The 19877-nt window shown below is 46.0% G+C and carries 19 protein-coding genes and 1 other RNA gene; 16 read left to right on the top strand and 4 right to left on the bottom strand.

What is annotated here, in order from left to right:
* Nucleotides 1-106: 106 nt before the first annotated feature.
* From petA to sspB, 5 genes are all read left to right on the top strand, one after another.
* Complete coding sequence (gene petA, locus L4C44_RS15390; RefSeq protein WP_061019062.1) at nucleotides 107-697, top strand: ubiquinol-cytochrome c reductase iron-sulfur subunit; 591 nt, start codon at nucleotides 107-109, stop codon at nucleotides 695-697.
* Nucleotides 697-1962 carry a cytochrome b gene (locus L4C44_RS15385; protein WP_017629361.1) on the top strand — a complete coding sequence of 422 codons (1266 nt, stop codon included), beginning with the start codon at nucleotides 697-699 and terminating at the stop codon, nucleotides 1960-1962. Before petA ends, L4C44_RS15385 begins: the two co-directional genes overlap by 1 nt.
* Nucleotides 1959-2696, top strand: coding sequence for a cytochrome c1 (locus L4C44_RS15380; protein ID WP_048658023.1), 738 nt, complete (start codon nucleotides 1959-1961; stop codon nucleotides 2694-2696). The genes L4C44_RS15385 and L4C44_RS15380 overlap by 4 nt, the downstream gene beginning before the upstream one ends.
* Nucleotides 2697-2793: 97 nt before the next feature.
* On the top strand, nucleotides 2794-3429 hold the full coding sequence (sspA, locus tag L4C44_RS15375) for a stringent starvation protein SspA (protein ID WP_009848943.1): 636 nt from the start codon (nucleotides 2794-2796) through the stop codon (nucleotides 3427-3429).
* A gap of 5 nt (nucleotides 3430-3434) precedes the next feature.
* On the top strand, nucleotides 3435-3929 hold the full coding sequence (gene sspB / locus L4C44_RS15370; protein WP_061019061.1) for a ClpXP protease specificity-enhancing factor: 495 nt from the start codon (nucleotides 3435-3437) through the stop codon (nucleotides 3927-3929).
* A gap of 89 nt (nucleotides 3930-4018) precedes the next feature.
* On the opposite strand, the gene L4C44_RS15365 is transcribed toward sspB, so the two are convergent.
* Genes L4C44_RS15365 through L4C44_RS15350 form a run of 4 tightly spaced genes read right to left on the bottom strand, consistent with a single transcriptional unit; the run spans nucleotide 4019 to nucleotide 7436 of the window.
* Nucleotides 4019-4624: a BON domain-containing protein gene (locus L4C44_RS15365; RefSeq protein WP_146490520.1), complete on the bottom strand. Its 606-nt coding sequence runs from the start codon at nucleotides 4622-4624 to the stop codon at nucleotides 4019-4021.
* Nucleotides 4625-4640: 16 nt separating this feature from the next.
* Nucleotides 4641-5231 carry a phosphoheptose isomerase gene (locus L4C44_RS15360; protein WP_004729817.1) on the bottom strand — a complete coding sequence of 197 codons (591 nt, stop codon included), beginning with the start codon at nucleotides 5229-5231 and terminating at the stop codon, nucleotides 4641-4643.
* A gap of 2 nt (nucleotides 5232-5233) precedes the next feature.
* The gene (locus L4C44_RS15355) at nucleotides 5234-5632 is read right to left on the bottom strand and encodes a YraN family protein (RefSeq protein ID WP_146490577.1); all 399 of its coding nucleotides are present in this window, start codon (nucleotides 5630-5632) and stop codon (nucleotides 5234-5236) included.
* Nucleotides 5619-7436, bottom strand: coding sequence for a penicillin-binding protein activator (locus tag L4C44_RS15350; protein WP_428805330.1), 1818 nt, complete (start codon nucleotides 7434-7436; stop codon nucleotides 5619-5621). Before L4C44_RS15350 ends, L4C44_RS15355 begins: the two co-directional genes overlap by 14 nt.
* A 61-nt stretch (nucleotides 7437-7497) precedes the next feature.
* On the opposite strand from L4C44_RS15350, the gene rsmI reads away from it, so the two are divergent.
* The 11 genes from rsmI to murG all read left to right on the top strand — a co-directional run bounded on the left by rsmI (nucleotide 7498) and on the right by murG (nucleotide 19876).
* Nucleotides 7498-8364, top strand: coding sequence for a 16S rRNA (cytidine(1402)-2'-O)-methyltransferase (gene rsmI / locus L4C44_RS15345; protein WP_017062903.1), 867 nt, complete (start codon nucleotides 7498-7500; stop codon nucleotides 8362-8364).
* Between the two features lie 195 nt (nucleotides 8365-8559).
* Nucleotides 8560-8999, top strand: an RNA gene (rnpB, locus tag L4C44_RS15340) — RNase P RNA component class A.
* Between the two features lie 228 nt (nucleotides 9000-9227).
* Nucleotides 9228-10178: a 16S rRNA (cytosine(1402)-N(4))-methyltransferase RsmH gene (gene rsmH, locus L4C44_RS15335; protein ID WP_017059280.1), complete on the top strand. Its 951-nt coding sequence runs from the start codon at nucleotides 9228-9230 to the stop codon at nucleotides 10176-10178.
* Between the two features lie 3 nt (nucleotides 10179-10181).
* Nucleotides 10182-10499: a cell division protein FtsL gene (gene ftsL, locus L4C44_RS15330; protein WP_061019056.1), complete on the top strand. Its 318-nt coding sequence runs from the start codon at nucleotides 10182-10184 to the stop codon at nucleotides 10497-10499.
* Nucleotides 10496-12253 (top strand): penicillin-binding transpeptidase domain-containing protein, encoded by a 1758-nt coding sequence (locus L4C44_RS15325; protein ID WP_146490522.1) that lies wholly within the window; start codon nucleotides 10496-10498, stop codon nucleotides 12251-12253. The genes ftsL and L4C44_RS15325 overlap by 4 nt, the downstream gene beginning before the upstream one ends.
* Nucleotides 12254-12271: 18 nt before the next feature.
* On the top strand, nucleotides 12272-13756 hold the full coding sequence (murE, locus tag L4C44_RS15320) for a UDP-N-acetylmuramoyl-L-alanyl-D-glutamate--2,6-diaminopimelate ligase (protein WP_146490523.1): 1485 nt from the start codon (nucleotides 12272-12274) through the stop codon (nucleotides 13754-13756).
* The gene (locus L4C44_RS15315) at nucleotides 13756-15129 is read left to right on the top strand and encodes a UDP-N-acetylmuramoyl-tripeptide--D-alanyl-D-alanine ligase (RefSeq protein WP_146490524.1); all 1374 of its coding nucleotides are present in this window, start codon (nucleotides 13756-13758) and stop codon (nucleotides 15127-15129) included. The genes murE and L4C44_RS15315 overlap by 1 nt, the downstream gene beginning before the upstream one ends.
* Nucleotides 15126-16208 carry a phospho-N-acetylmuramoyl-pentapeptide-transferase gene (gene mraY, locus L4C44_RS15310; protein ID WP_048658030.1) on the top strand — a complete coding sequence of 361 codons (1083 nt, stop codon included), beginning with the start codon at nucleotides 15126-15128 and terminating at the stop codon, nucleotides 16206-16208. Before L4C44_RS15315 ends, mraY begins: the two co-directional genes overlap by 4 nt.
* A gap of 58 nt (nucleotides 16209-16266) precedes the next feature.
* The gene (gene murD / locus L4C44_RS15305; protein ID WP_285955147.1) at nucleotides 16267-17583 is read left to right on the top strand and encodes a UDP-N-acetylmuramoyl-L-alanine--D-glutamate ligase; all 1317 of its coding nucleotides are present in this window, start codon (nucleotides 16267-16269) and stop codon (nucleotides 17581-17583) included.
* A gap of 22 nt (nucleotides 17584-17605) precedes the next feature.
* Nucleotides 17606-18802, top strand: coding sequence for a cell division protein FtsW (gene ftsW / locus L4C44_RS15300; protein WP_146490526.1), 1197 nt, complete (start codon nucleotides 17606-17608; stop codon nucleotides 18800-18802).
* 12 nt (nucleotides 18803-18814) lie between these two features.
* Nucleotides 18815-19876, top strand: a complete 1062-nt coding sequence (murG, locus tag L4C44_RS15295) for an undecaprenyldiphospho-muramoylpentapeptide beta-N-acetylglucosaminyltransferase (protein WP_428805358.1) — start codon at nucleotides 18815-18817, stop codon at nucleotides 19874-19876.
* Nucleotide 19877: the final 1 nt, after the last annotated feature.

The raw sequence follows: 19877 nt of genomic DNA, 5'->3' as shown, positions 1-19877 counted from the left end.
ATTTATCATTTGCCGTCAATAAATAGAACTAAATACATATTTTGTTAGCCATGCTCTTTAATCGGAATTATTTCAATCCATAAGGAGCAAATGGGAGAATGTTTGGATGAGCAACGCGCCTTTAAATAACGGTCGCAGGCGTTTCTTAACCGCAACAACAGCCGTTGTTGGTGGTTTAGGAGCAGCTGCTGTAGCCGTGCCTTTTATTAAATCATGGAATCCGAGTGCCAAGGCGAAAGCTGCGGGCGCGCCGGTGGAAGTGGAAGTCAGTAAGTTAGAACCGGGACAAATGGTTCGTGTCGAGTGGCAAGGTAAACCTGTATGGGTTGTACGCCGTGCTGAGTCGGTACTAGAAAACCTAAAAGCTATCGGTGGTCAACTTCGTGACCCTCAATCTGAAGCTGAACAACAACCAGAATACGCGCAGAACGAGTTCCGTTCAATTAAGCCGGAATTCTTCGTTGCTGTTGGTTTCTGTACGCACTTAGGTTGTTCTCCAACTTACCTGCCAGATTCTTTTGCAGAACAAGTTCAGGGCGTTAAGTCTGGTTTCTTCTGTCCTTGTCATGGTTCGAAGTTTGATATGGCAGGTCGAGTATTCCAAGGCGTACCTGCACCGTTAAACCTTGTTGTGCCAAAGCATATGTATTTAAGTGACACCAAGATCCTTATCGGTATTGACGAGGGAGATGCATAATGCAAGGACTACTAGACTGGGTAGAGAAACGTATACCCGCGATGAATGCTTATAAAAAGCACTTGTCTGAATACCCAATGCCTAAGAACTTTAACTTTTGGTACCTTTTCGGTTCTTTAGCTATGTTGGTACTGGTTAACCAAATCCTTACGGGTATTTGGTTAACAATGAACTACGTACCGTCTGGTGACGGTGCATTTGCTTCTGTTGAATACATTATGCGTGATGTGGAATACGGCTGGCTACTGCGTTACATGCACTCAACAGGTGCTTCGGCATTCTTCGTTGTTATCTATCTGCATATGTTCCGTGGTCTAATTTACGGTTCTTACCAAAAACCTCGTGAGCTACTTTGGATCTTCGGTATGTTGATCTTCTTAGTGCTTATGGCTGAGGCTTTCATGGGTTACCTACTACCATGGGGTCAAATGTCTTACTGGGGTGCTCAGGTAATCATTTCTCTGTTTGGTGCGATCCCTGTTATTGGTGATGACCTAACGCTTTGGATCCGTGGTGACTACATCATCTCTGGTGCAACGCTGAACCGTTTCTTCGCACTACACGTTATCGCGCTACCAATCGTACTTCTGCTGCTTATCGTACTTCACGTACTAGCACTGCACGAAGTGGGTTCGAACAACCCAGACGGTATCGAGACGAAACTTCCTAAAGGCACAATGGGCGACGACTACAAAACTCAGTTCCCATTCCACAAGGATTACACTAAGAAATACGACATCATTGACTCTATTCCTTTCCACCCATACGGGACAGTGAAAGATATGGTAGGCGTTGCTGGTTTCCTATTCTTGTTCTGTTACGTGCTGTTCTTTAACCCAGAAATGGGTGGATACTTCCTTGAGCCGCCTAACTTTGAAGCTGCGAACCCGCTGAAAACACCAGAGCACATTGCTCCAGTTTGGTATTTCACGCCGTTCTACGCTGTACTTCGTGCTGTTCCTGATAAGCTGCTAGGTGTAGTCGCAATGGGTGCATCTATTGTTGTGCTATTCCTACTACCATGGTTCGACCGCTGTAAAGTGCGCTCTTACCGTTACCGTAGCAAACTGCATTTGATTAACATCATCCAATTCACAATAAGCTTTATTGCGCTTGGTGTACTTGGTGCGCTTCCAGCAACGCCAACATACACGTTACTGGCTCAAATCTTTAGCTTAGGTTATTTCATGTTCTTCGTTCTACTGTGGTTCTACAGTAAAAATGAAGCGACGAAACCATTACCAGAAAGGGTGACATTCAAATGAAAAAGTGGATTGTAATTTTATTTGCTATGTTGCCGTCATTGGCGATGGCAGCTGGTGCAAACGTACCATTAGACAAAGCGAACAATGACTTAACAGACAAAGCTTCATTGCAAAATGGCGCTAAGATGTTCATGAACTACTGTTTCGCTTGTCACTCAACGCAGTACCAGCGCTATGAACGTGTTGCGAATGATTTAGAGATCCCTGTTGATCTAATGAAGGAAAACCTGATTTTCGACCCAGAGGCGAAAATTGGTAGCTTGATGGTTAACGCTATGCCTTCTGAGCAAGCGGCAAGTTGGTTTGGTGCTCCGCCACCTGACCTAACTTTGGTGGCTCGTGTTCGTGGCGCAGATTGGCTATACACGTACCTTCGTACATTCTATGAAGATCCGTCTCGTCCGTTTGGCGTGAACAACATTGTTTTCCCAAGTGTAGGTATGCCGCACGTTCTTGAAGAACTGCAAGGTATCCCAACACCAATCTACGATACGCATATGGTAGATGGCGAGGAAGTGACGGTTGTTGTTGGTACTGAAACTGACGGTTCTGGCGAATTAAGTGCCGGTGAATACGACGAAGCGGTTCGTGACCTTGTTAACTTTTTGGTTTACTCGGGCGACCCAGTTCAACTTGAGCGTCATGCTATGGGTTGGTGGGTAATGGCCTTCTTAGTAATCTTCACTATCATCGTGATTTTGCTGAAGAAAGAGTATTGGCGTGATGTGCACTAATTGTGCTATAATACCGTGCTAATTCCCAAATTATGTTAATGTTCAATGGAGGCTTTAGGCCTCCATTGTTTTTATTTAAAGTGTACTGGAGGGCTCCATGGCTGTAGCTGCCAATAAACGTTCTGTAATGACTCTTTTCTCAAGTGCTTCTGATATGTATAGCCATCAGGTGCGCATTGTTCTTGCTGAAAAAGGCGTAAGTGTTGAAGTTGAGTTGGTTGATGAAAAAAATCTACCAGCAGAACTTGTTGAACTGAACCCGTACAAATCAGTACCTACTCTTGTTGATCGTGAGCTTGCTCTATATGACTCAAAGATCATCATGGAATACCTAGATGAGCGTTTTCCTCATCCACCATTGATGCCTGTATACCCGGTTGCTCGTGGTAATAGCCGTCTAATGATGTACCGCATTGAGCGTAACTGGTATTCAGTTGCAGAGAAGATCGTTAAAGGCAACGCTGAAGAATCTGAAGCAGCCCGCGTTAAATTGCGTAACGACCTACTGACTCTTGCTCCTATCTTCGCTGAGTATGAATACTTCATGAGCGAAGAGTTTAGCCTAATTGATTGTTACCTAGCTCCGCTATTATGGCGTTTACCTGAGCTTGGTATTGAACTAATTGGTCCTGGTTCTAAAGAGCTTAAGATTTACATGAACCGCGTATTTGAACGTGATTCATTCCTAGCTTCTCTAACTGAAGCTGAGCGTGAGATGCGACTCGTTCGCTAAGCGTTATGGATATTTCAAATATGACTCCACGCCGACCATATATGCTTCGTGCATTTTATGAATGGCTGGTTGATAACGAACTAACTCCACACCTTGTTGTTGAAGCAACACTACCAGGTGTGCGAGTTCCAGAAGAGTTTGTCCAAGATGGTCAGATCATTCTGAACATCGCGCCTCGTGCGGTTGGACAACTTGAATTGGGTAACGAAGCTGTGACGTTTAGTGCTCGCTTTAGTGGTCGCCCACACTCTGTGATTGTTCCACTTTATGCTGTACAAGCGATTTACGCTCGTGAGAATGGTGCTGGTACTATGTTTGAACCTGAAGAGGCTTACATGGAATCGTTTGAAGAAGGGATTGAAGAAACTCCTTTTGAAGAACCAGAAAAAGGTCCATCTTTGAGCGTAGCAACGGCAGACGTAGATGCTGAAGAGCCTGACTCAGATCCTGAGCCACCTCGTCCAGTGAAAGGTCGCCCAAGCCTTCGTGTTATCAAATAACGTTAGTTAAAACGACTCAAATAAAAAAGCAGCGATTCGTCGCTGCTTTTTCTTGTCTGCTAAATGGCATTTAATTGACTGGCTTAAGGCTAGTTAACGGCCGTCTCTTCTTCGCCATATTCAAACGCTCGAATGACCTGTTTTACACCTGAGATGTTACGCGCAACTTCTGTCGCGATATCAGCATGCTCTCGAGTGACGAGTCCAAGCAGGAATACTTCTGAATCCTCAGTAATCACTTTTACTTTGATGCCGTTAAGCTCAGCATTCGCAAGCAGAGCTGATTTCACTTTAGTGGTAATCCAGCTGTCTTTGCTAATCGCGCTAACTGACAAAGGCTCTTTGACTCGAATCTGGTTATGTATACTTTCGACGCCTGTTACTTCCTTGGCTTGGCTTTCAAAAGCACGACGTTCAGCGTCTGTCGTTGCTTGGCCCATTAACACTACAGAGCCGCGGTAAGAGCTTGCGGTGACACGCACGCTACCACGGTATGGTTGTTTATTGGTGATAGCTGCAACTTCAAATTCGATATTGTTATCGTTCCAAATCTCTTTGGTCGTTCGCGTATCTGTGACTAGGTTTGCTGTGGTTGCTGCACCAGCAATGAAAATGCCAGCACAACCAGATAGGGATAGTGTAAGTAGCGAAACACTAATCAGCTTAAACAGCATCATAGAGGTTAATGATTTCATTGTGATGCTCCGTATATCACTCTTCGTGAGCAGGGAAGAGTACTTGATCGATTAGGTCACATAGGCAGTGTAGTGTCACCATGTGTACTTCATGAATGCGCGCTGTACGGTGTGAAGGGATACGAATTTCTACATCGTGTTCACCAAGCAAGCCTGCCATTTCACCCCCATCTTTGCCTGTAAAGGCGATGATTGTCATGTCGCGAGTTACTGCGGCTTCCATTGCTTTGATGATGTTTTTGCTATTACCGCTAGTAGAGATAGCCAACAGAATATCGCCAGTTTGACCAAACGCACGTACCTGCTTAGAGAAGATCTCTTCATAGTGGTAATCGTTAGCTACTGCCGTTAGCGTAGTGTTGTCTGCAGTGAGTGCCATCGCTGGAAGGCTAGGGCGCTCTGTCTCAAATCTGTTGAGTAGACACGATACAAATTGCTGAGCATTCGACGCCGAACCACCATTACCACAACAAAGAATTTTGTTTCCGTTAAGCAAGGTCGCAACCATTGCTTGAGCGGCATGCGTGATTGCGTCAGGCAGAGCTTCTGCAGCCGCAATTTGGATTTGAATACTTTCTGTAAAACTTTCTTTAATGCTGTCTAGCATGTTTATCCTTGGGTAATCGCGTTTTGAATCCAGTCGATATTGTCATTCGGCCCTTCAATGGCAACGATATCAAACCTGAAATCTGTAGAGTGCACCGACAAGCCTTGCTGCATAAGCCAAACATTGGCTGTTTTGAGCAGCTTCTGTGACTTCTTGGCAGTCACCATTTCAGCGGCATGTCCGTAGCGGGTTTGCTTGCGGTATTTTACCTCAGCAAACACAACCGTATTGTTATGGCGCATTATAAGATCAATCTCGCCACATTTTGCTATGAAGTTTTCTTCTATTAACGATAAACCGTGGTTAATCAGATAAGATTTTGCCACGGCCTCGTATTTATCACCCACTTGTTTGTGGGTGATAGTTGGTTTGGATCGGAACTTTCGGCTAAAAAGCCCCATGCTCTGCCCAGCTGATTTCACGTTGGACCACACAGTTGTTATCGATGGTTAACACCCCCGTTTCACCTGGAATACTATATCCCTGCACGGCTTTCATCTGTGGTAGTGCATCCATTAGGTAGTATGCATCCATTCCCAATGCTTGCAGACGTTTTTGGCCATTTGAATGTGCTGGCCATAGGTCGTTTAGCTCTTTATTAAGCTCGTTTTTGTTTTCAACCAATAGTGGGATATCGCTGTAGAATACACCGGTTAGGTCTTCATACTGCTTATCACCGCTGTTGCTGCGTGAGTTTGAGAAAAGAGCGGGTTGGCTAGCATCAGGGTTAATTGCCACTTCAATGAAGGGTTTGATTAGCGTTAGCTCTGAGTTCTTAGCCACAATGTAGACAGAATCGATATCACGACGGCTGCGTGGCTCTGTTTCTAGGTCTAGGTTAAGTAACCCGTCCATTTGAGCGATACGCTGTTGGCTCTCTTGCAAGCCGAATACCTGATTCACATTACGTTGCAGTTGGCGTTTGTCAGAGAACAAGCTGATAGCAACATCGTTGCTGCTGTATTTTTTCCACTCTTCTTTAAATGCTTGCTCAACACGCTCACCTAAACGCCCTCTTGGCGCAAGGATAAGCGGGTACTTGTAGCCTTGAGCAAATAGGTGCTTCGCTGCCTGAGCGACTTCTTGCTCTGGCGATAGAGCGAGATAACAAATGTTGGTATCTGGTTCTAGTTGCGTTGGAATGTTCAAAGCTAAAGCTGGAATCGAGTTCTCGTGGTTTTTCTGCGCTTGCTGAAGCTTAGTGATGTTGCTCTTAATCAGCGGGCCAACGATGAAATCAACGTTGTTCTCTTCGAGTGTCGCTTTAATCTCAGCGGCATTTTGCACGTTGGTATCCATTACCGTCAGCGTTGCATCTTCTTCACGCTCTTTGTCATTCATCATCGCAAAGATGAAACCGTCACGCACAAGTTGTGCCTGCTTGCCGTACTTACCGGTTAGAGGGAGTAATAGTGCAGTGCTAGTTGGCTTGCTGATCTCTAGCGCCAAGATGTCAGTGATCGCCTGAGGTGTATATGTCGCTGCTGGGTGCTGAGGATTCTCTGCTAGCCAATCAGACAGGGTTTCCTGTAGGTTTGGAAGATTTGAATTCAGCGTCTTCATGTAAATCGCCAGTTGTAACCAACCTGCAAGAACGTCTTCTGTAGGCGACGTCTTAAGCTCTAGAATCTCATATTGAGAGTAGCTATTTAGGTTTTGCCAAATACGGTCAGCAGCTTGTTGTTGGAGCTCGTCGTCAGCGTCTAGATACTCTGAATAAAGAACTAACTCACGGCTTGCTTCAAAATACTCGTTTTGCATTTCAGAAATGTTCGCGCGTAGCTCGTGATAATCTTTCCACTGCTCGTTCGGAATTTTCCACCAAGGCTGAAAGTTCAGTTGGCTATAAGCTTGCTCCGGTTGCGAGTTATTCACCAACAGTTGAGCACGAGCTAATTGCCATTCCGCTTGTTGCGTTTCGCTCAGCTTTTGTTTGGCTAAGCGTTTGATCAGCAGAGTTGCTTGATCGGTTTTTCCAGCTTGCACAGAAGCCTTAAGCGCCATGATTAACCAGTCGTTTTGTAGACTTCCTTTACTACTATCCGCCTGCATCATGTAACTTTCAGTTGATTGCGCTGGATCTAGTGTAATATCAACGCTCGTTGGTGCTTGAGGACCTGAAGAACAAGCCGCCAATGTAATTGCTAATGCAATTGGAGTTAGTAAGCGTGGTACACTGAGTCTCTTATGGTTCATCGTTGCCATGAGTTCTTTAAATTCCGTATAAATTTGTATCTATATTAATCGTTGAAGTGATGGTAAACAAATGACAGATAACAAAACCTTGCTCACAGAGAGCCCAACTCTCTACATTGTGCCAACCCCAATCGGAAATTTGGGAGATATCACTCAAAGAGCAATTGAAATTTTATCAAGTGTCGATGTTATTGCAGCCGAAGACACACGCCACACGGGTAAGCTGCTTGCTCACTTCAATATATCAACCAGAACGTTCGCTTTACATGATCATAATGAACAAACTAAAGCGCAAGTTCTAGTCGAAAGGTTATTAGAAGGTCAGTCTATCGCATTAGTCTCTGATGCGGGTACACCTTTAATCAGTGACCCAGGTTACCATCTTGTATCACAATGTCGTCAAGCGGGTGTGAGAGTTGTGCCACTTCCTGGTGCTTGTGCTGTGATTACGGCGTTGAGTGCGTCTGGTTTACCGTCTGATCGTTTCAGCTTTGAAGGCTTTTTACCGCCAAAGAGCAAAGGTCGTAAAGATAAGTTCTTAGAGATCGCGAAAGCAGAACGCACGTGTATCTTCTACGAATCACCACATCGCATCTCAGATTCTCTACAAGACATGCTTGAGATCTTAGGCCCAGACCGCGAAGTTGTGTTGGCGCGTGAGCTGACTAAGACATTCGAAACCATTCAAGGATTGCCACTGGGTGAGCTTATTGAGTGGATTGAAGAGGATTCGAACCGTAAGCGCGGTGAGATGGTGTTACTGATTCATGGTCACCGTGAAGAAGCGAGCACTGAGTTGCCAGACGAAGCGACTCGCACGCTGGGTATTCTAACAAAAGAGTTACCCCTTAAAAAAGCGGCGGCAATGACTGCAGAAATCTACAACCTGAAAAAGAACGCGTTATACAAGTGGGGCCTTGAGCACCTAGATGGTTAACGCTGAATAGGTAAATAGCGGCTCAGTGTATAAGTTGCCAGAGCGCTATTTCAAAGCTTGTGAGGAATGAGGGTAGTCCCTTCATTCCTCTTTTTTTGTCTGGATTGTGTGAAATTCATGCGTTTACTTAGCGGTTTGCAGCATATTTGTGATCTCGCTAGACACTGCACTCTAATCTCTATACAATCCGCCCTCGGAGTTGAACGGGTAATCGCTGCTTTGCTGATGTCCTTCGGGAGACTGACGTTGAGGTCCTTCGGGAAACTGACGTTGAAGTCCTTCGGGAGACTGGCAGAGGGGAGGAACGTCCGGGCTCCATAGAGCAGGGTGCCAGATAACGTCTGGGGGGCGCGAGCCCACGACAAGTGCAGCAGAGAGAAGACCGCCGATGGCCTCATTTCTTCGGAAGAGGCACAGGTAAGGCTGAAAGGGTGCGGTAAGAGCGCACCGTGCGACTGGCAACAGTTCGTAGCAAGGTAAACTCCACCCGGAGCAAGATCAAATAGGCCCTCACATTGCGTTGCTCGCGTATGGGGGCGGGTAGATTGCTTGAGCCTGTGAGCGATTGCAGGCCTAGACGAATGGTTACCGCCGCGCAAGCGGAACAGAACCCGGCGTATGTGTCAACTCCACCTATATAAAGAACCCATCATTACTTAACGGTAGTGATGGGTTTTTTGCTTTATATTGACGTAAATTATTTAGATTTCCTTAGAATCCTTCACCCTGATATGAGCTTGGGTCAAAAATTCCCAAAGCCTATACACAATATGGTGGAGATACAGCGTGAAATCAGTACACTAAAACGTTAATAGAACAAATTATTGCCGAACTAATGGCTCAATCCACTCACTGAGAAGACTATGACAGAAGCATTCAAACATATTTCAGTATTGCTTAACGAATCTATTGACGGACTTGCGATCAAACCTGACGGTACCTACATCGATGGTACTTTTGGTCGTGGTGGTCACAGCCGTACAATCCTGTCTAAACTGGGCGAGAATGGACGACTCTTTAGTATCGACCGCGATCCACAAGCGATTGCAGAAGCACAAAAGATTGATGACCCTCGTTTTACGATTATTCATGGCCCATTCTCAGGTATGGCTGAATATGCAGAGCGTTACGACTTAGTCGGTCAAGTGGATGGCGTATTACTGGATTTAGGTGTTTCTTCACCACAGCTGGATGACGCAGAGCGTGGCTTTAGCTTCATGAAAGACGGCCCGCTTGATATGCGTATGGATCCAACAACTGGCATTCCTGTATCTCAGTGGTTAGTTGAAGCTGACCTTGATGACATCACATGGGTTATCCGTGAGTTTGGTGAAGACAAACACGCTCGCCGTATCGCGAAAGGCATCATTGCTTATCAAGAGAATGAAGAGAACGAACCGCTAACGCGCACTGGCCAGTTGGCTAAGCTTATCTCAGATGTAGCACCAAAAAGCTTTAAAGAGAAAAAGCACCCAGCGACACGTGCTTTCCAAGCATTCCGTATCTACATCAACAGCGAGCTTGAAGAGATCGACACGGCACTGAAAGGTGCTGCAAGTATTCTTGCTCCAGAAGGTCGTTTATCTGTTATCAGCTTCCATTCACTTGAAGACCGCATGGTGAAGCGCTTTATCCGTAAAGAGAGCCAAGGCCCGCAAGTACCACATGGCTTGCCACTAACAGAAGAGCAGATCAAAGCGCTAGGCAGTGCTGATCTTAAGCCTGTTGGTAAAGCGATTAAACCATCAAAAGGCGAAGTGGATGAGAATACTCGTTCACGTAGCTCAGTATTACGAATCGCAGAAAAGCTATAGTCAATGAAGACCTCCAAACCTAACTTAGCCAAGATAATATTTTTTGATTTGATCTCCGTGGGTAAGATCCCATTGATGCTTCTTATCTGTATCTTTGCAAGTGCGATGGGGGTCGTTCTTACGACACATATGTCACGTCAGGCGATCACTCAAAAAGACATGGCATTGGTGGAGCGAGAACAGCTTGATGATGAGTGGCGAAATTTAATGCTTGAAGAGACGGCTCTGGCTGAACACAGTCGCGTTCAAGCATCGGCAAAAAGAGAGCTAGACATGAAACGTCCAGACTCTGACAAAGAAGTTGTGATCACACTGAAATGACCGGTAAAAAGGAAAAAGCACCCGCAAAAACCGTTAAGAAATCAACGAAAGAGCGTGTGAAGAGCGAAAAGGATTCGGATCCAATTCTTATTAAATGGCGTTTTAACGTCGTTATTGCTTTCGTGTTTCTTGCCTTTGCCGCACTGGTTGGCCGTGTGGCTTACATTCAAATTATTGAACCAGATAACTTAATTCGTCAGGGCGACCTTCGTTCAGTACGTGTTAAGGCCATTCCTTCTGCTCGCGGTATTATTTCAGACCGCAATGGCGAGCCGCTTGCTGTGAGTGTTCCTGTTGAGGCGGTATGGGCTGATCCAAAAACGATTTTTGACAAAAACGGCATGGCCAACATTGATCGTTGGTATGCGCTAGCTGATGTGCTTGGGTTAGAACGACAATCAATGATCGACAAGATCTCTAGCAACAAATCCCGTCGATTTATTTACCTGCAAAGACAAGTTAGCCCTGCGATGGCTAAATATATTCGCGATCTGAAGCTAGTGGGTATTGGTCTGAAAGCTGAATCTCGACGTTACTACCCTGCAGGCGAAGTCAGCGCGCACCTTATCGGCGTTACCGGGATTGATGGGCACGGCCTAGAAGGTGTTGAGCGCAGCTACGACAAATGGCTTACGGGCGAGGCGGGTAAGCGAACGATTCGTAAAGACCGCTATGGACGCGTTGTTGAAAACATTGCTTTAGAAGAGCGTGAAGAAGGTAAGCCACTCGAGCTCACAATCGATCAACGATTACAAGCGATAGCTTATCGAGCGATCAAGCAAGCTGTAGCCGATCATAAGGCGACTTCGGGCTCTGCAGTGTTACTCGATGTCAAGACGGGCGCAGTGTTAGCCATGGTCAATGCACCGTCTTACAACCCGAACAACCGCTCTGACTTACAAAGCTTTAAGATGCGAAACCGCGTGCTCACTGATGCCATGGAGCCTGGTTCGACAGTAAAACCTTTCGTGGTGTTAGCGGCACTGGAGAATGGGACGGCAGACGCGGAAACCATCATTGATACAGGTAATGGTATCATGCAGATTGGTGGCAGTCGCGTACGTGATACGTCGAAAGTCGGCAAAGCTGATTTAGCGTTGATCCTCAAAAAATCGAGTAATATCGGTGTAGCGAAGTTAGCGCTTGATATGCCACTTGAAGCCTTGCTTGGGATGTACAGCTCTGTCGGTTTAGGTGAGATGTCAGGATTGAACCTGGTGGGGGAAACGGCGGGTATTTTCCCGAACCGTCGTCGCTGGTCTAAGTTTGAAATCGCTACCTTGGCATTTGGTTATGGATTAGCAGTTACGCCACTTCAATTGGCTCATGCTTACGCAACGTTAGCTAACAAAGGTATGTATGAACCAATTCACATCATCAAAAGTAACGACCAAGATTTCTCTAAGCAGATCATCAAGCGTGAGAACGCTGAGCTGGTTCTGCAAATGCTAGAAGGGGTAACTCAAAAGGGTGGTACGGCAACGAGAGCTGCTGTGCCGGGTTACCGAGTAGCAGCAAAAACAGGTACATCTCGTAAAGCAGAAGCTGGTGGGTACAGCGATGAATATATCGCTATTACATCTGGCTTTGCCCCAGTCAGTGACCCTAGAGTGGCGCTGGTTGTTGTGGTTAACGAGCCTCAAGGTGACCTTTACTATGGCGGTTCAGTCGCAGCCCCCGTTTTTTCTGAAATCATGAAGGGTGCACTGCAAATACTTAATGTCCCTGCTGATGAAAACAAATTTCAAGAATAGAGCCAATCAGGATTCAATATGAGTAATAGCCTCACGCTGTCATCTTTACTTTCTCCTTGGGGAGACTTCGGTTCTTCTGAGCTAGATGCGATTGCTGTTGAGCAGTTGGAGTTGGATAGCCGTGCGATCAAGGACGGTGATATTTTTGTTGCTGTAGTCGGACATGCTGTCGATGGCCGTCGTTTCATTGACAGAGCGGTCACACAGGGAGCTCATGCTGTTATTGCACAGGCCGATGCTGAAAAGCCCCATGGTCTGATTGAGTGGTTGGGTACTGTTCCGGTCATTTACATTAAAGACCTTAACTTGGTGTTATCTGAGTTGGCCGGCCGTGTTTACTCGTCTCAAGCGACTAAGTTGATTGGTGTTACCGGCACCAATGGCAAAACCACCATCACCCAATTGATTGCTCAGTGGCTTGATTTAGTCGGCCAACGTTCGGCAGTAATGGGCACCACGGGTAACGGTTTTCTAGGTAACCTTAAAACGGCGGCGAATACCACAGGCAGTGCCATCGAAATACAACGCACACTGAGTGAGTTGGCTGAAGAAAACGCCGTTTATACAGCAATGGAAATATCTTCTCATGGTTTGGTGCAAGGTCGAGTTAAAGCCTTGGACTTCGAAGTAGGTGTATTCACGAATTTGAGCCGTGATCATCTTGATTACCATGGCACGATGGAAGAGTACGCTTTGGCTAAGAAGAGCCTGTTTACTGAGCACAAATGCAATCACGCTGTCATAAACGTTGATGACGAAGTAGGTAAAGCTTGGATGACAGATTTATCGAGTGCGATTGCTGTTTCATTACTTCCATTAACGGGCTACCAGCAGTCGGTATGGGCATCTGACGTTGCCTATGCAGAAACTGGGATTAAGCTCTCTTTTGATGGTAGTTGGGGACAAGGCGATCTTTCGGTTCCACTGATTGGTCAGTTCAACGCATCAAACGTATTGGTTGCCTTTACGACCTTGCTGTCATTAGGTATCGATAAGCAAACCTTGGTCGACACTGCGCCTCAGCTACAACCTGTGATTGGTCGCATGGAACTGTTCCAAGTGCCGAGCAAAGCAAAAGTGGTTGTCGATTACGCGCATACGCCAGACGCTTTAGAAAAAGCATTAGCAGCATTGCGTGTTCATTGTTCTGGAAAACTGTGGGCTATCTTTGGCTGCGGCGGTGACCGTGACACTGGTAAACGCCCTATGATGGCAGCGACCGCAGAGCAGTTCGCCGATAAAATCATTATTTCAGATGACAACCCTCGTAGCGAAGCTCCTGCCTTGATTGTCCAAGACATGCTGTCAGGCTTAAGCAAACCTGAATCTGCATTTGTGGAACACGATCGCTACCAAGCGGTTAAGTTCGCGCTTGAACAGGCAGACAGCAATGACATTATTCTTTTGGCTGGTAAAGGCCATGAGGATTACCAAGTATTGAAAGACAAAACGGTACATTACTCAGACCGAGAGTCTGCGCTTCAACTTTTAGGTATTTCATAATGATTGATGTATCACTCGAACAGATTTGTTCTGCGGTCAGCGGTGAGTTGATTGAGTCTAGTAACTCAAACAATGCCGTAATTAATGCCGTTTCTACCGACACTCGCACCGTTGAAGAAGGCGCATTGTTTGTCGCTCTTGTTGGAGAACGCTTTGATGCGCATGACTTTTGTCATCAAGCGGTTGAGGCAAATGCGAGTGCGTTGTTAGTCGAACGAAAACTTGACCTAAATATTACTCAAGTTGTTGTTGAAGACACTAAACTTGCTTTAGGTCAGCTAAGTGCTTGGATCCACAAACAATGTGACGTGCCAACCATGGCGATAACAGGAAGCTGTGGCAAAACGACCGTCAAAGAGATGGTGGCGAGCATTCTGCAACAACGTGGCAAGGTGCTGTATACGGCGGGTAACTTCAATAATGATATTGGAGTACCACTAACCTTACTGCGCAGTGAACCAAATGACGACTATGCCGTGATAGAACTGGGTGCGAACCATATTGGTGAAATCGCCTATACTACGCAACTTGTGAAACCACAGGTGGCCTTAGTTAATAACGTCGCAGCCGCGCATCTAGAGGGCTTTGGCTCAATTGATGGTGTTAAAAAAGCGAAAGGTGAAATTTTTCAAGGGCTTGCTGCCGGTGATGCTGCTATTGTTAATTTAGATAGCAACGGTGGTGACTTTTGGAATGAAGTACTTGCCGATAAAACGGTACTGACATTTTCAGAAAGCGACAGCAATGCAGATTACTTTGCTAAGAACATTGGTATTAATGAGCAGGGTGAAGCCTGCTTTGAGATGCAAACTCCGCAAGGCGCTATGCCGGTTGAGCTCGGTATTATCGGTCAACATAACGTAGCGAATGCATTAGCAGCAGCGGCGTTGAGCATCCAATTTGGCGCCACGCTAGATGAAGTGAAAAATGGTTTAGCAAATCTTATCTCTGTCAAAGGACGAGTTGAGGTTCAACAATTAAGTCAGAATATCAAGCTGATAGATGACAGTTACAACGCCAGCGTACCTGCGATGAAAGCGGCAGCTAAACTGCTGTCGAGCTTCAAAGGTCAACGTTGGTTGATTTTAGGCAATATGGCTGAATTAGGCGACGAAAGCCTTGCACTTCACCGTCAAGTCGGTGAATATGCTGCCCCATTCGCTTTTGAGCATGTACTCACTTACGGTGATGATACCAAGGTGATTAGTGAGGTCTGTAATGGTACCCACTTTGCAACGCATCAAGCGATGTTCGCGCACATAGAGCAGCACTTAAGCTTGCCAGAAAACGCGTCGCATACCTTGTTGGTAAAAGGCGCTAATAGTGCAGGAATGAGTAAAATAGCCGCTGCTTTAAAGGAGAACTTTTCATGATAATTTGGCTTGCAGAGCTACTACAGCCACACTTTTCTTTTTTCCGTTTGTTCGAATACCTATCGTTTCGTGCAATCGCGAGTATTTTGACGGCTTTATGCCTGTCGCTGTGGATGGGACCTCGTTTAATCGAGCGTCTGCAAATGCTACAAATTGGCCAAGTTGTTCGTAACGACGGCCCTGAATCTCACTTTAGCAAACGTGGCACACCTACCATGGGTGGCGTGATGATCCTAGCTGCCATCATTATTACGGTATTAATGTGGGCTGATCTTTCTAACCCTTACGTTTGGGCTGTATTGGTTGTCCTTGGCGGTTACGGTGCGGTTGGCTTTGTTGATGACTACCGTAAAGTGGTTCGTAAAAACACAGATGGCTTGATTGCGCGTTGGAAATACTTCTGGCAATCGGCTATTGCACTGGTTGTGGCGTTTGCGCTGTATGCTCACGGGCACGATACTGCGGCAACCCAATTGGTTGTTCCTTTCTTTAAAGATGTGATGCCACAATTAGGTTTATTGTACATCGTACTGACTTATTTTGTTATTGTGGGTACCAGTAACGCGGTGAACCTAACAGACGGCCTAGATGGCTTGGCGATTATGCCAACGGTTATGGTTGCTGCTGGTTTTGCTGTGATTGCTTGGGCGACAGGTAACGTTAACTTCGCAGCATATCTACACATTCCATACATCCCATACACTTCTGAGCTTGTGGTTGTATGTACTGCCATAGTTGGTGCTGGACTTGGTTTCCTATGGTTCAACACCTACCCAGCACAAGTATTCATGGGCGATGTTGGCTCTCTAGCACTAGGTGGTGCTCTGGGTGTGATTGCTGTGTTGGTTCGCCAAGAGTTGGTACTGGTTATCATGGGCGGTGTGTTTGTAATGGAGACCCTGTCAGTAATCCTGCAGGTAGGCTCTTACAAATTGCGTGGCCAGCGTATTTTCCGCATGGCACCGATTCATCACCACTATGAACTTAAAGGTTGGCCTGAGCCGCGCGTAATCGTGCGCTTCTGGATCATCTCAATGGTATTAGTACTGGTTGGCCTAGCGACACTGAAAGTTCGTTAATCCTATGTGAGCCTCTGTCATAGAGGCTCTTTAAAACTATTAAGAGCATCTTGTTTAAATGGAACGTTGGCAAAATATTCAAAATGTAGTGGTTGTGGGGCTCGGTATTACCGGGCTCTCTGTCGTTAAACATCTCGTAAAATATCAGCCTCACACTCATGTGAAGGTGATTGATACTCGAGAGCTACCACCAGGAAAGGAATCTTTACCTGAGTCGGTAGAACTACATTCTGGTAGTTGGAATAGCCAATGGTTAGCGGAAGCTGATTTGGTGGTTGCTAACCCAGGTATCGCCTTAGCGACCCCTGAAATACAAGATGTTATTCAAGCGGGAACTCCGGTTGTTGGCGATATTGAACTGTTTGGCTGGGCGGTAGACAAACCCGTAGTGGCAATAACAGGTTCTAATGGCAAGAGCACCGTGACCGACCTTACTGGTGTACTTGCAAAGGCTGCGGGTTTGAATGTCGGTGTGGGTGGCAATATTGGTATCCCTGCCTTAGAACTTTTAGAGCTTAATGCTGATTTATATGTTCTTGAGCTTTCAAGTTTTCAGTTAGAGACAACATCAAGCCTAAACTTAGCAGCAGCAGCATTTCTGAACCTGTCTGAAGATCATATGGATCGTTATCAAGGCATGGCCGACTACCGCGATGCCAAGCTAAGAATCTTTAACAATGCTCAATATGCGATTGTAAACCGCGACGATAAAGAGACGTATCCAGACCACAGCATGTCATTAGTAACATTCGGGCTCGACGACCAAGAGTTTGGTGTCGCGACAGTTGATGGTACCGAATGGCTAATGGACAACGGTAGACCTGTACTTTCTACCCAAGATTTAACATTGGTTGGACGTCACAATGTGGCAAATGCGTTAGTCTCGCTAGCACTGCTTAAACAAGTCGGTATCGATTACAGAAAAAGCCTTGAAGCCCTGAAAGCCTATAATGGTTTAACGCATCGTTGCCAAGTAGTGGCTGACAAACACGAAATTAAATGGGTTAACGACTCAAAAGCGACCAACGTAGCCAGTACATTAGCGGCTCTGTCGGGCTTAGAGTGCCAAGGTACTTTGTATCTTCTGGTTGGCGGGGTTGGTAAAGGTGCCGACTTCAGTGAGCTTAAGCCTGTGTTGTCGCAACTAGTACGCGTTCAACTGTGTTGTTTTGGTGAAGATGCCGATCAATTCATGCCTCTACACCCATCTGCACAAAAGTTCGATACCATGCAGCAGATAATCGAATCCATCTCACCACAGCTTGTGGCTGGGGATATGGTGATGCTGTCTCCTGCGTGCGCAAGCTTCGATCAATTTAATAACTTCATGGCAAGAGGTGATGCGTTCACTGAACTTGCTCATGAGTATGCCTAACGTGTTGAAGGACTAACATTCAGTGCAAAGAGTGAAAGAGATCAATCAATCTATTTGGCAATGGCTTAACCGTGCCACACCAGAGGCGCTCTATGATCGTCAATTGGTATGGATTGCTCTTGGACTGATGCTGACGGGTTTGGTAATGGTAACGTCGGCTTCGTTCCCAATCAGTGCTCGTTTAACCGATCAGCCGTTTCACTTTATGTTCCGTCATGCCATCTTCCTTGTGTTGGCATTAGGTGTCTCCAGCGTCATATTGCAAATCCCTATGCAGCGCTGGTTTCAATACAGTATGTATCTACTGGGCTTATCCTTTTTCTTGCTGATTGTGGTATTAGCCGTCGGTAAATCGGTTAACGGCGCATCGCGTTGGATCCCATTAGGGTTATTTAACTTACAACCTGCTGAGGTAGCCAAGTTATCGCTGTTTATCTTTATGGCGGGCTACTTGGTTCGTAAACAGGACGAAGTGAGAAAAACCTTCTTCGGTGGTTTTGCCAAACCCATCATGGTGTTTGGCGCCTTTGCCGTGTTGCTATTGGGCCAGCCCGATTTAGGTACCGTAGTCGTAATGCTAGTTACTTTGTTTGGCATGCTATTCATTGCTGGTGCCAAGCTTTCACAGTTTATCGCCTTGATGGTGGCGGGTATTGCCGCAGTCGTCGGCTTGATTGTTATAGAGCCTTACCGTGTTCGACGTGTTACCTCATTCTGGGAACCTTGGAACGACCCTTTCGGTAGTGGTTACCAGTTAACTCAGTCATTGATGGCGTTCGGCCGTGGTGATTGGATGGGGCAAGGGCTTGGTAACTCAATTCAAAAGCTCGAATACCTACCCGAAGCGCACACCGATTTTGTATTTGCTGTGTTGGCAGAAGAATTGGGTTTTGTTGGCGTAACCTTGGTGTTGATGCTGATCTTTAGCTTGGTTTTTAAAGCCATTCTTATTGGTAAAAAGGCCTTTGAAAATGACCAAGTGTTCAGTGGCTACCTGGCATTTGGCATCGGCATTTGGTTTGCTTTTCAGACGCTTGTTAATGTGGGTGCTGCTTCAGGTATCGTCCCGACCAAAGGTCTAACCTTACCGTTGATCAGTTATGGTGGTTCAAGTCTTATCGTGATGTCGGTGGCGGTTTCTATGTTGCTGCGTATCGATCACGAGTGCCGGATACAACAAAAAGAACAAGCCGATAATCAAAACGAATTAGTAGAATAAGAATCTAACGTGATGACAAAAAACAAAAAACTTTTAGTGATGGCTGGTGGTACTGGCGGTCACGTTTTCCCTGGCTTAGCCGTGGCTAAAAAGCTTCAGCAACAAGGCTGGGAAATTCGCTGGTTAGGAACTGCAGACAGAATGGAAGCGGATTTGGTGCCAAAGCATGGTATTGAGATCGACTTCATCAAGGTGAAAGGCCTTCGTGGTCAAGGCATTAGCAAGCTAATTAAAGCGCCGTTCCAGATTATTAATGCCATACTTCAAGCAAGACAACACATTAAAGCATGGCAGCCTGATGTGGTGCTCGGCATGGGTGGTTACGTGAGTGGTCCCGGTGGTATCGCGGCTTGGTTGTCTGGTATTCCAGTAGTTCTGCATGAACAAAATGCAGTGGCAGGTTTAACCAACCAATGGCTGTCTAAGATTGCTAAAAAGGTTTTCCAAGCTTTTCCGGGTGCGTTTCCTACTGCAGATGTCGTGGGTAACCCAGTACGCGAAGATGTTGTTGCCTTAACTGAACCCGATCAACGCATGGCTGAGCGTGATGGTGACATCCGCATTTTGGTTATGGGTGGTAGCCAAGGCGCTAAAATCCTAAATGATACACTGCCTTTGACATTGGCTCAGTTAGGCGCTGGTTTTACTGTGATGCACCAAGCCGGTAAAAACAATCAACAGCAAGTGATTGAACAATACAAATCACATTCTGTAGATAATGTACAAGTGACTGAATTTATTGATGATGTGGCGCAAGCTTATGAGTGGGCAGATCTATTAGTGTGTCGGTCAGGGGCATTAACCGTATCAGAAGTATCTGCAGCAGGTGTTGGTTCTATCTTCGTTCCGTTTATGCATAAAGATAGGCAACAAGCGTTGAATGCCGACCACTTAGTTGAATGTGGAGCAGCGTTAATGATTGAACAGCCTCAATTGACGGCTGATAAGTTAGCGAACACTATCGCTCAGCTTGATAGAAATGAATTAAAAATGATGGCAACAAAAGCTCGTCAAGCAGCCAAGCTTGATGCTGATGTGACCGTCGCTGAAGCAATTAAAGCTTTAGCAAAATAAT

The organism is Vibrio satsumensis, assembly GCF_050337435.1.
Taxonomy (GTDB): Bacteria; Pseudomonadota; Gammaproteobacteria; order Enterobacterales; family Vibrionaceae; genus Vibrio; species Vibrio satsumensis.
The sequence above is the reverse complement of the archived record's forward strand: the minus strand, read 5'-3'. Positions and strand labels throughout refer to the sequence as shown.

Excerpts from the sequence above, each read along its gene's own strand:
- petA (WP_061019062.1), top strand. The coding sequence starts at position 107 with ATGAGCAACGCGCCTTTAAATAACGGTCGCAGGCGTTTCTTAACCGCA.
- L4C44_RS15385 (WP_017629361.1), top strand. The coding sequence starts at position 697 with ATGCAAGGACTACTAGACTGGGTAGAGAAACGTATACCCGCGATGAAT.
- L4C44_RS15380 (WP_048658023.1), top strand. The coding sequence starts at position 1,959 with ATGAAAAAGTGGATTGTAATTTTATTTGCTATGTTGCCGTCATTGGCG.
- sspA (WP_009848943.1), top strand. The coding sequence starts at position 2,794 with ATGGCTGTAGCTGCCAATAAACGTTCTGTAATGACTCTTTTCTCAAGT.
- sspB (WP_061019061.1), top strand. The coding sequence starts at position 3,435 with ATGGATATTTCAAATATGACTCCACGCCGACCATATATGCTTCGTGCA.
- L4C44_RS15365 (WP_146490520.1), bottom strand. The coding sequence starts at position 4,624 with ATGAAATCATTAACCTCTATGATGCTGTTTAAGCTGATTAGTGTTTCG.
- L4C44_RS15360 (WP_004729817.1), bottom strand. The coding sequence starts at position 5,231 with ATGCTAGACAGCATTAAAGAAAGTTTTACAGAAAGTATTCAAATCCAA.
- L4C44_RS15355 (WP_146490577.1), bottom strand. The coding sequence starts at position 5,632 with ATGGGGCTTTTTAGCCGAAAGTTCCGATCCAAACCAACTATCACCCAC.
- L4C44_RS15350 (WP_428805330.1), bottom strand. The coding sequence starts at position 7,436 with ATGGCAACGATGAACCATAAGAGACTCAGTGTACCACGCTTACTAACT.
- rsmI (WP_017062903.1), top strand. The coding sequence starts at position 7,498 with ATGACAGATAACAAAACCTTGCTCACAGAGAGCCCAACTCTCTACATT.
- rsmH (WP_017059280.1), top strand. The coding sequence starts at position 9,228 with ATGACAGAAGCATTCAAACATATTTCAGTATTGCTTAACGAATCTATT.
- ftsL (WP_061019056.1), top strand. The coding sequence starts at position 10,182 with ATGAAGACCTCCAAACCTAACTTAGCCAAGATAATATTTTTTGATTTG.
- L4C44_RS15325 (WP_146490522.1), top strand. The coding sequence starts at position 10,496 with ATGACCGGTAAAAAGGAAAAAGCACCCGCAAAAACCGTTAAGAAATCA.
- murE (WP_146490523.1), top strand. The coding sequence starts at position 12,272 with ATGAGTAATAGCCTCACGCTGTCATCTTTACTTTCTCCTTGGGGAGAC.
- L4C44_RS15315 (WP_146490524.1), top strand. The coding sequence starts at position 13,756 with ATGATTGATGTATCACTCGAACAGATTTGTTCTGCGGTCAGCGGTGAG.
- mraY (WP_048658030.1), top strand. The coding sequence starts at position 15,126 with ATGATAATTTGGCTTGCAGAGCTACTACAGCCACACTTTTCTTTTTTC.
- murD (WP_285955147.1), top strand. The coding sequence starts at position 16,267 with ATGGAACGTTGGCAAAATATTCAAAATGTAGTGGTTGTGGGGCTCGGT.
- murG (WP_428805358.1), top strand. The coding sequence starts at position 18,815 with ATGACAAAAAACAAAAAACTTTTAGTGATGGCTGGTGGTACTGGCGGT.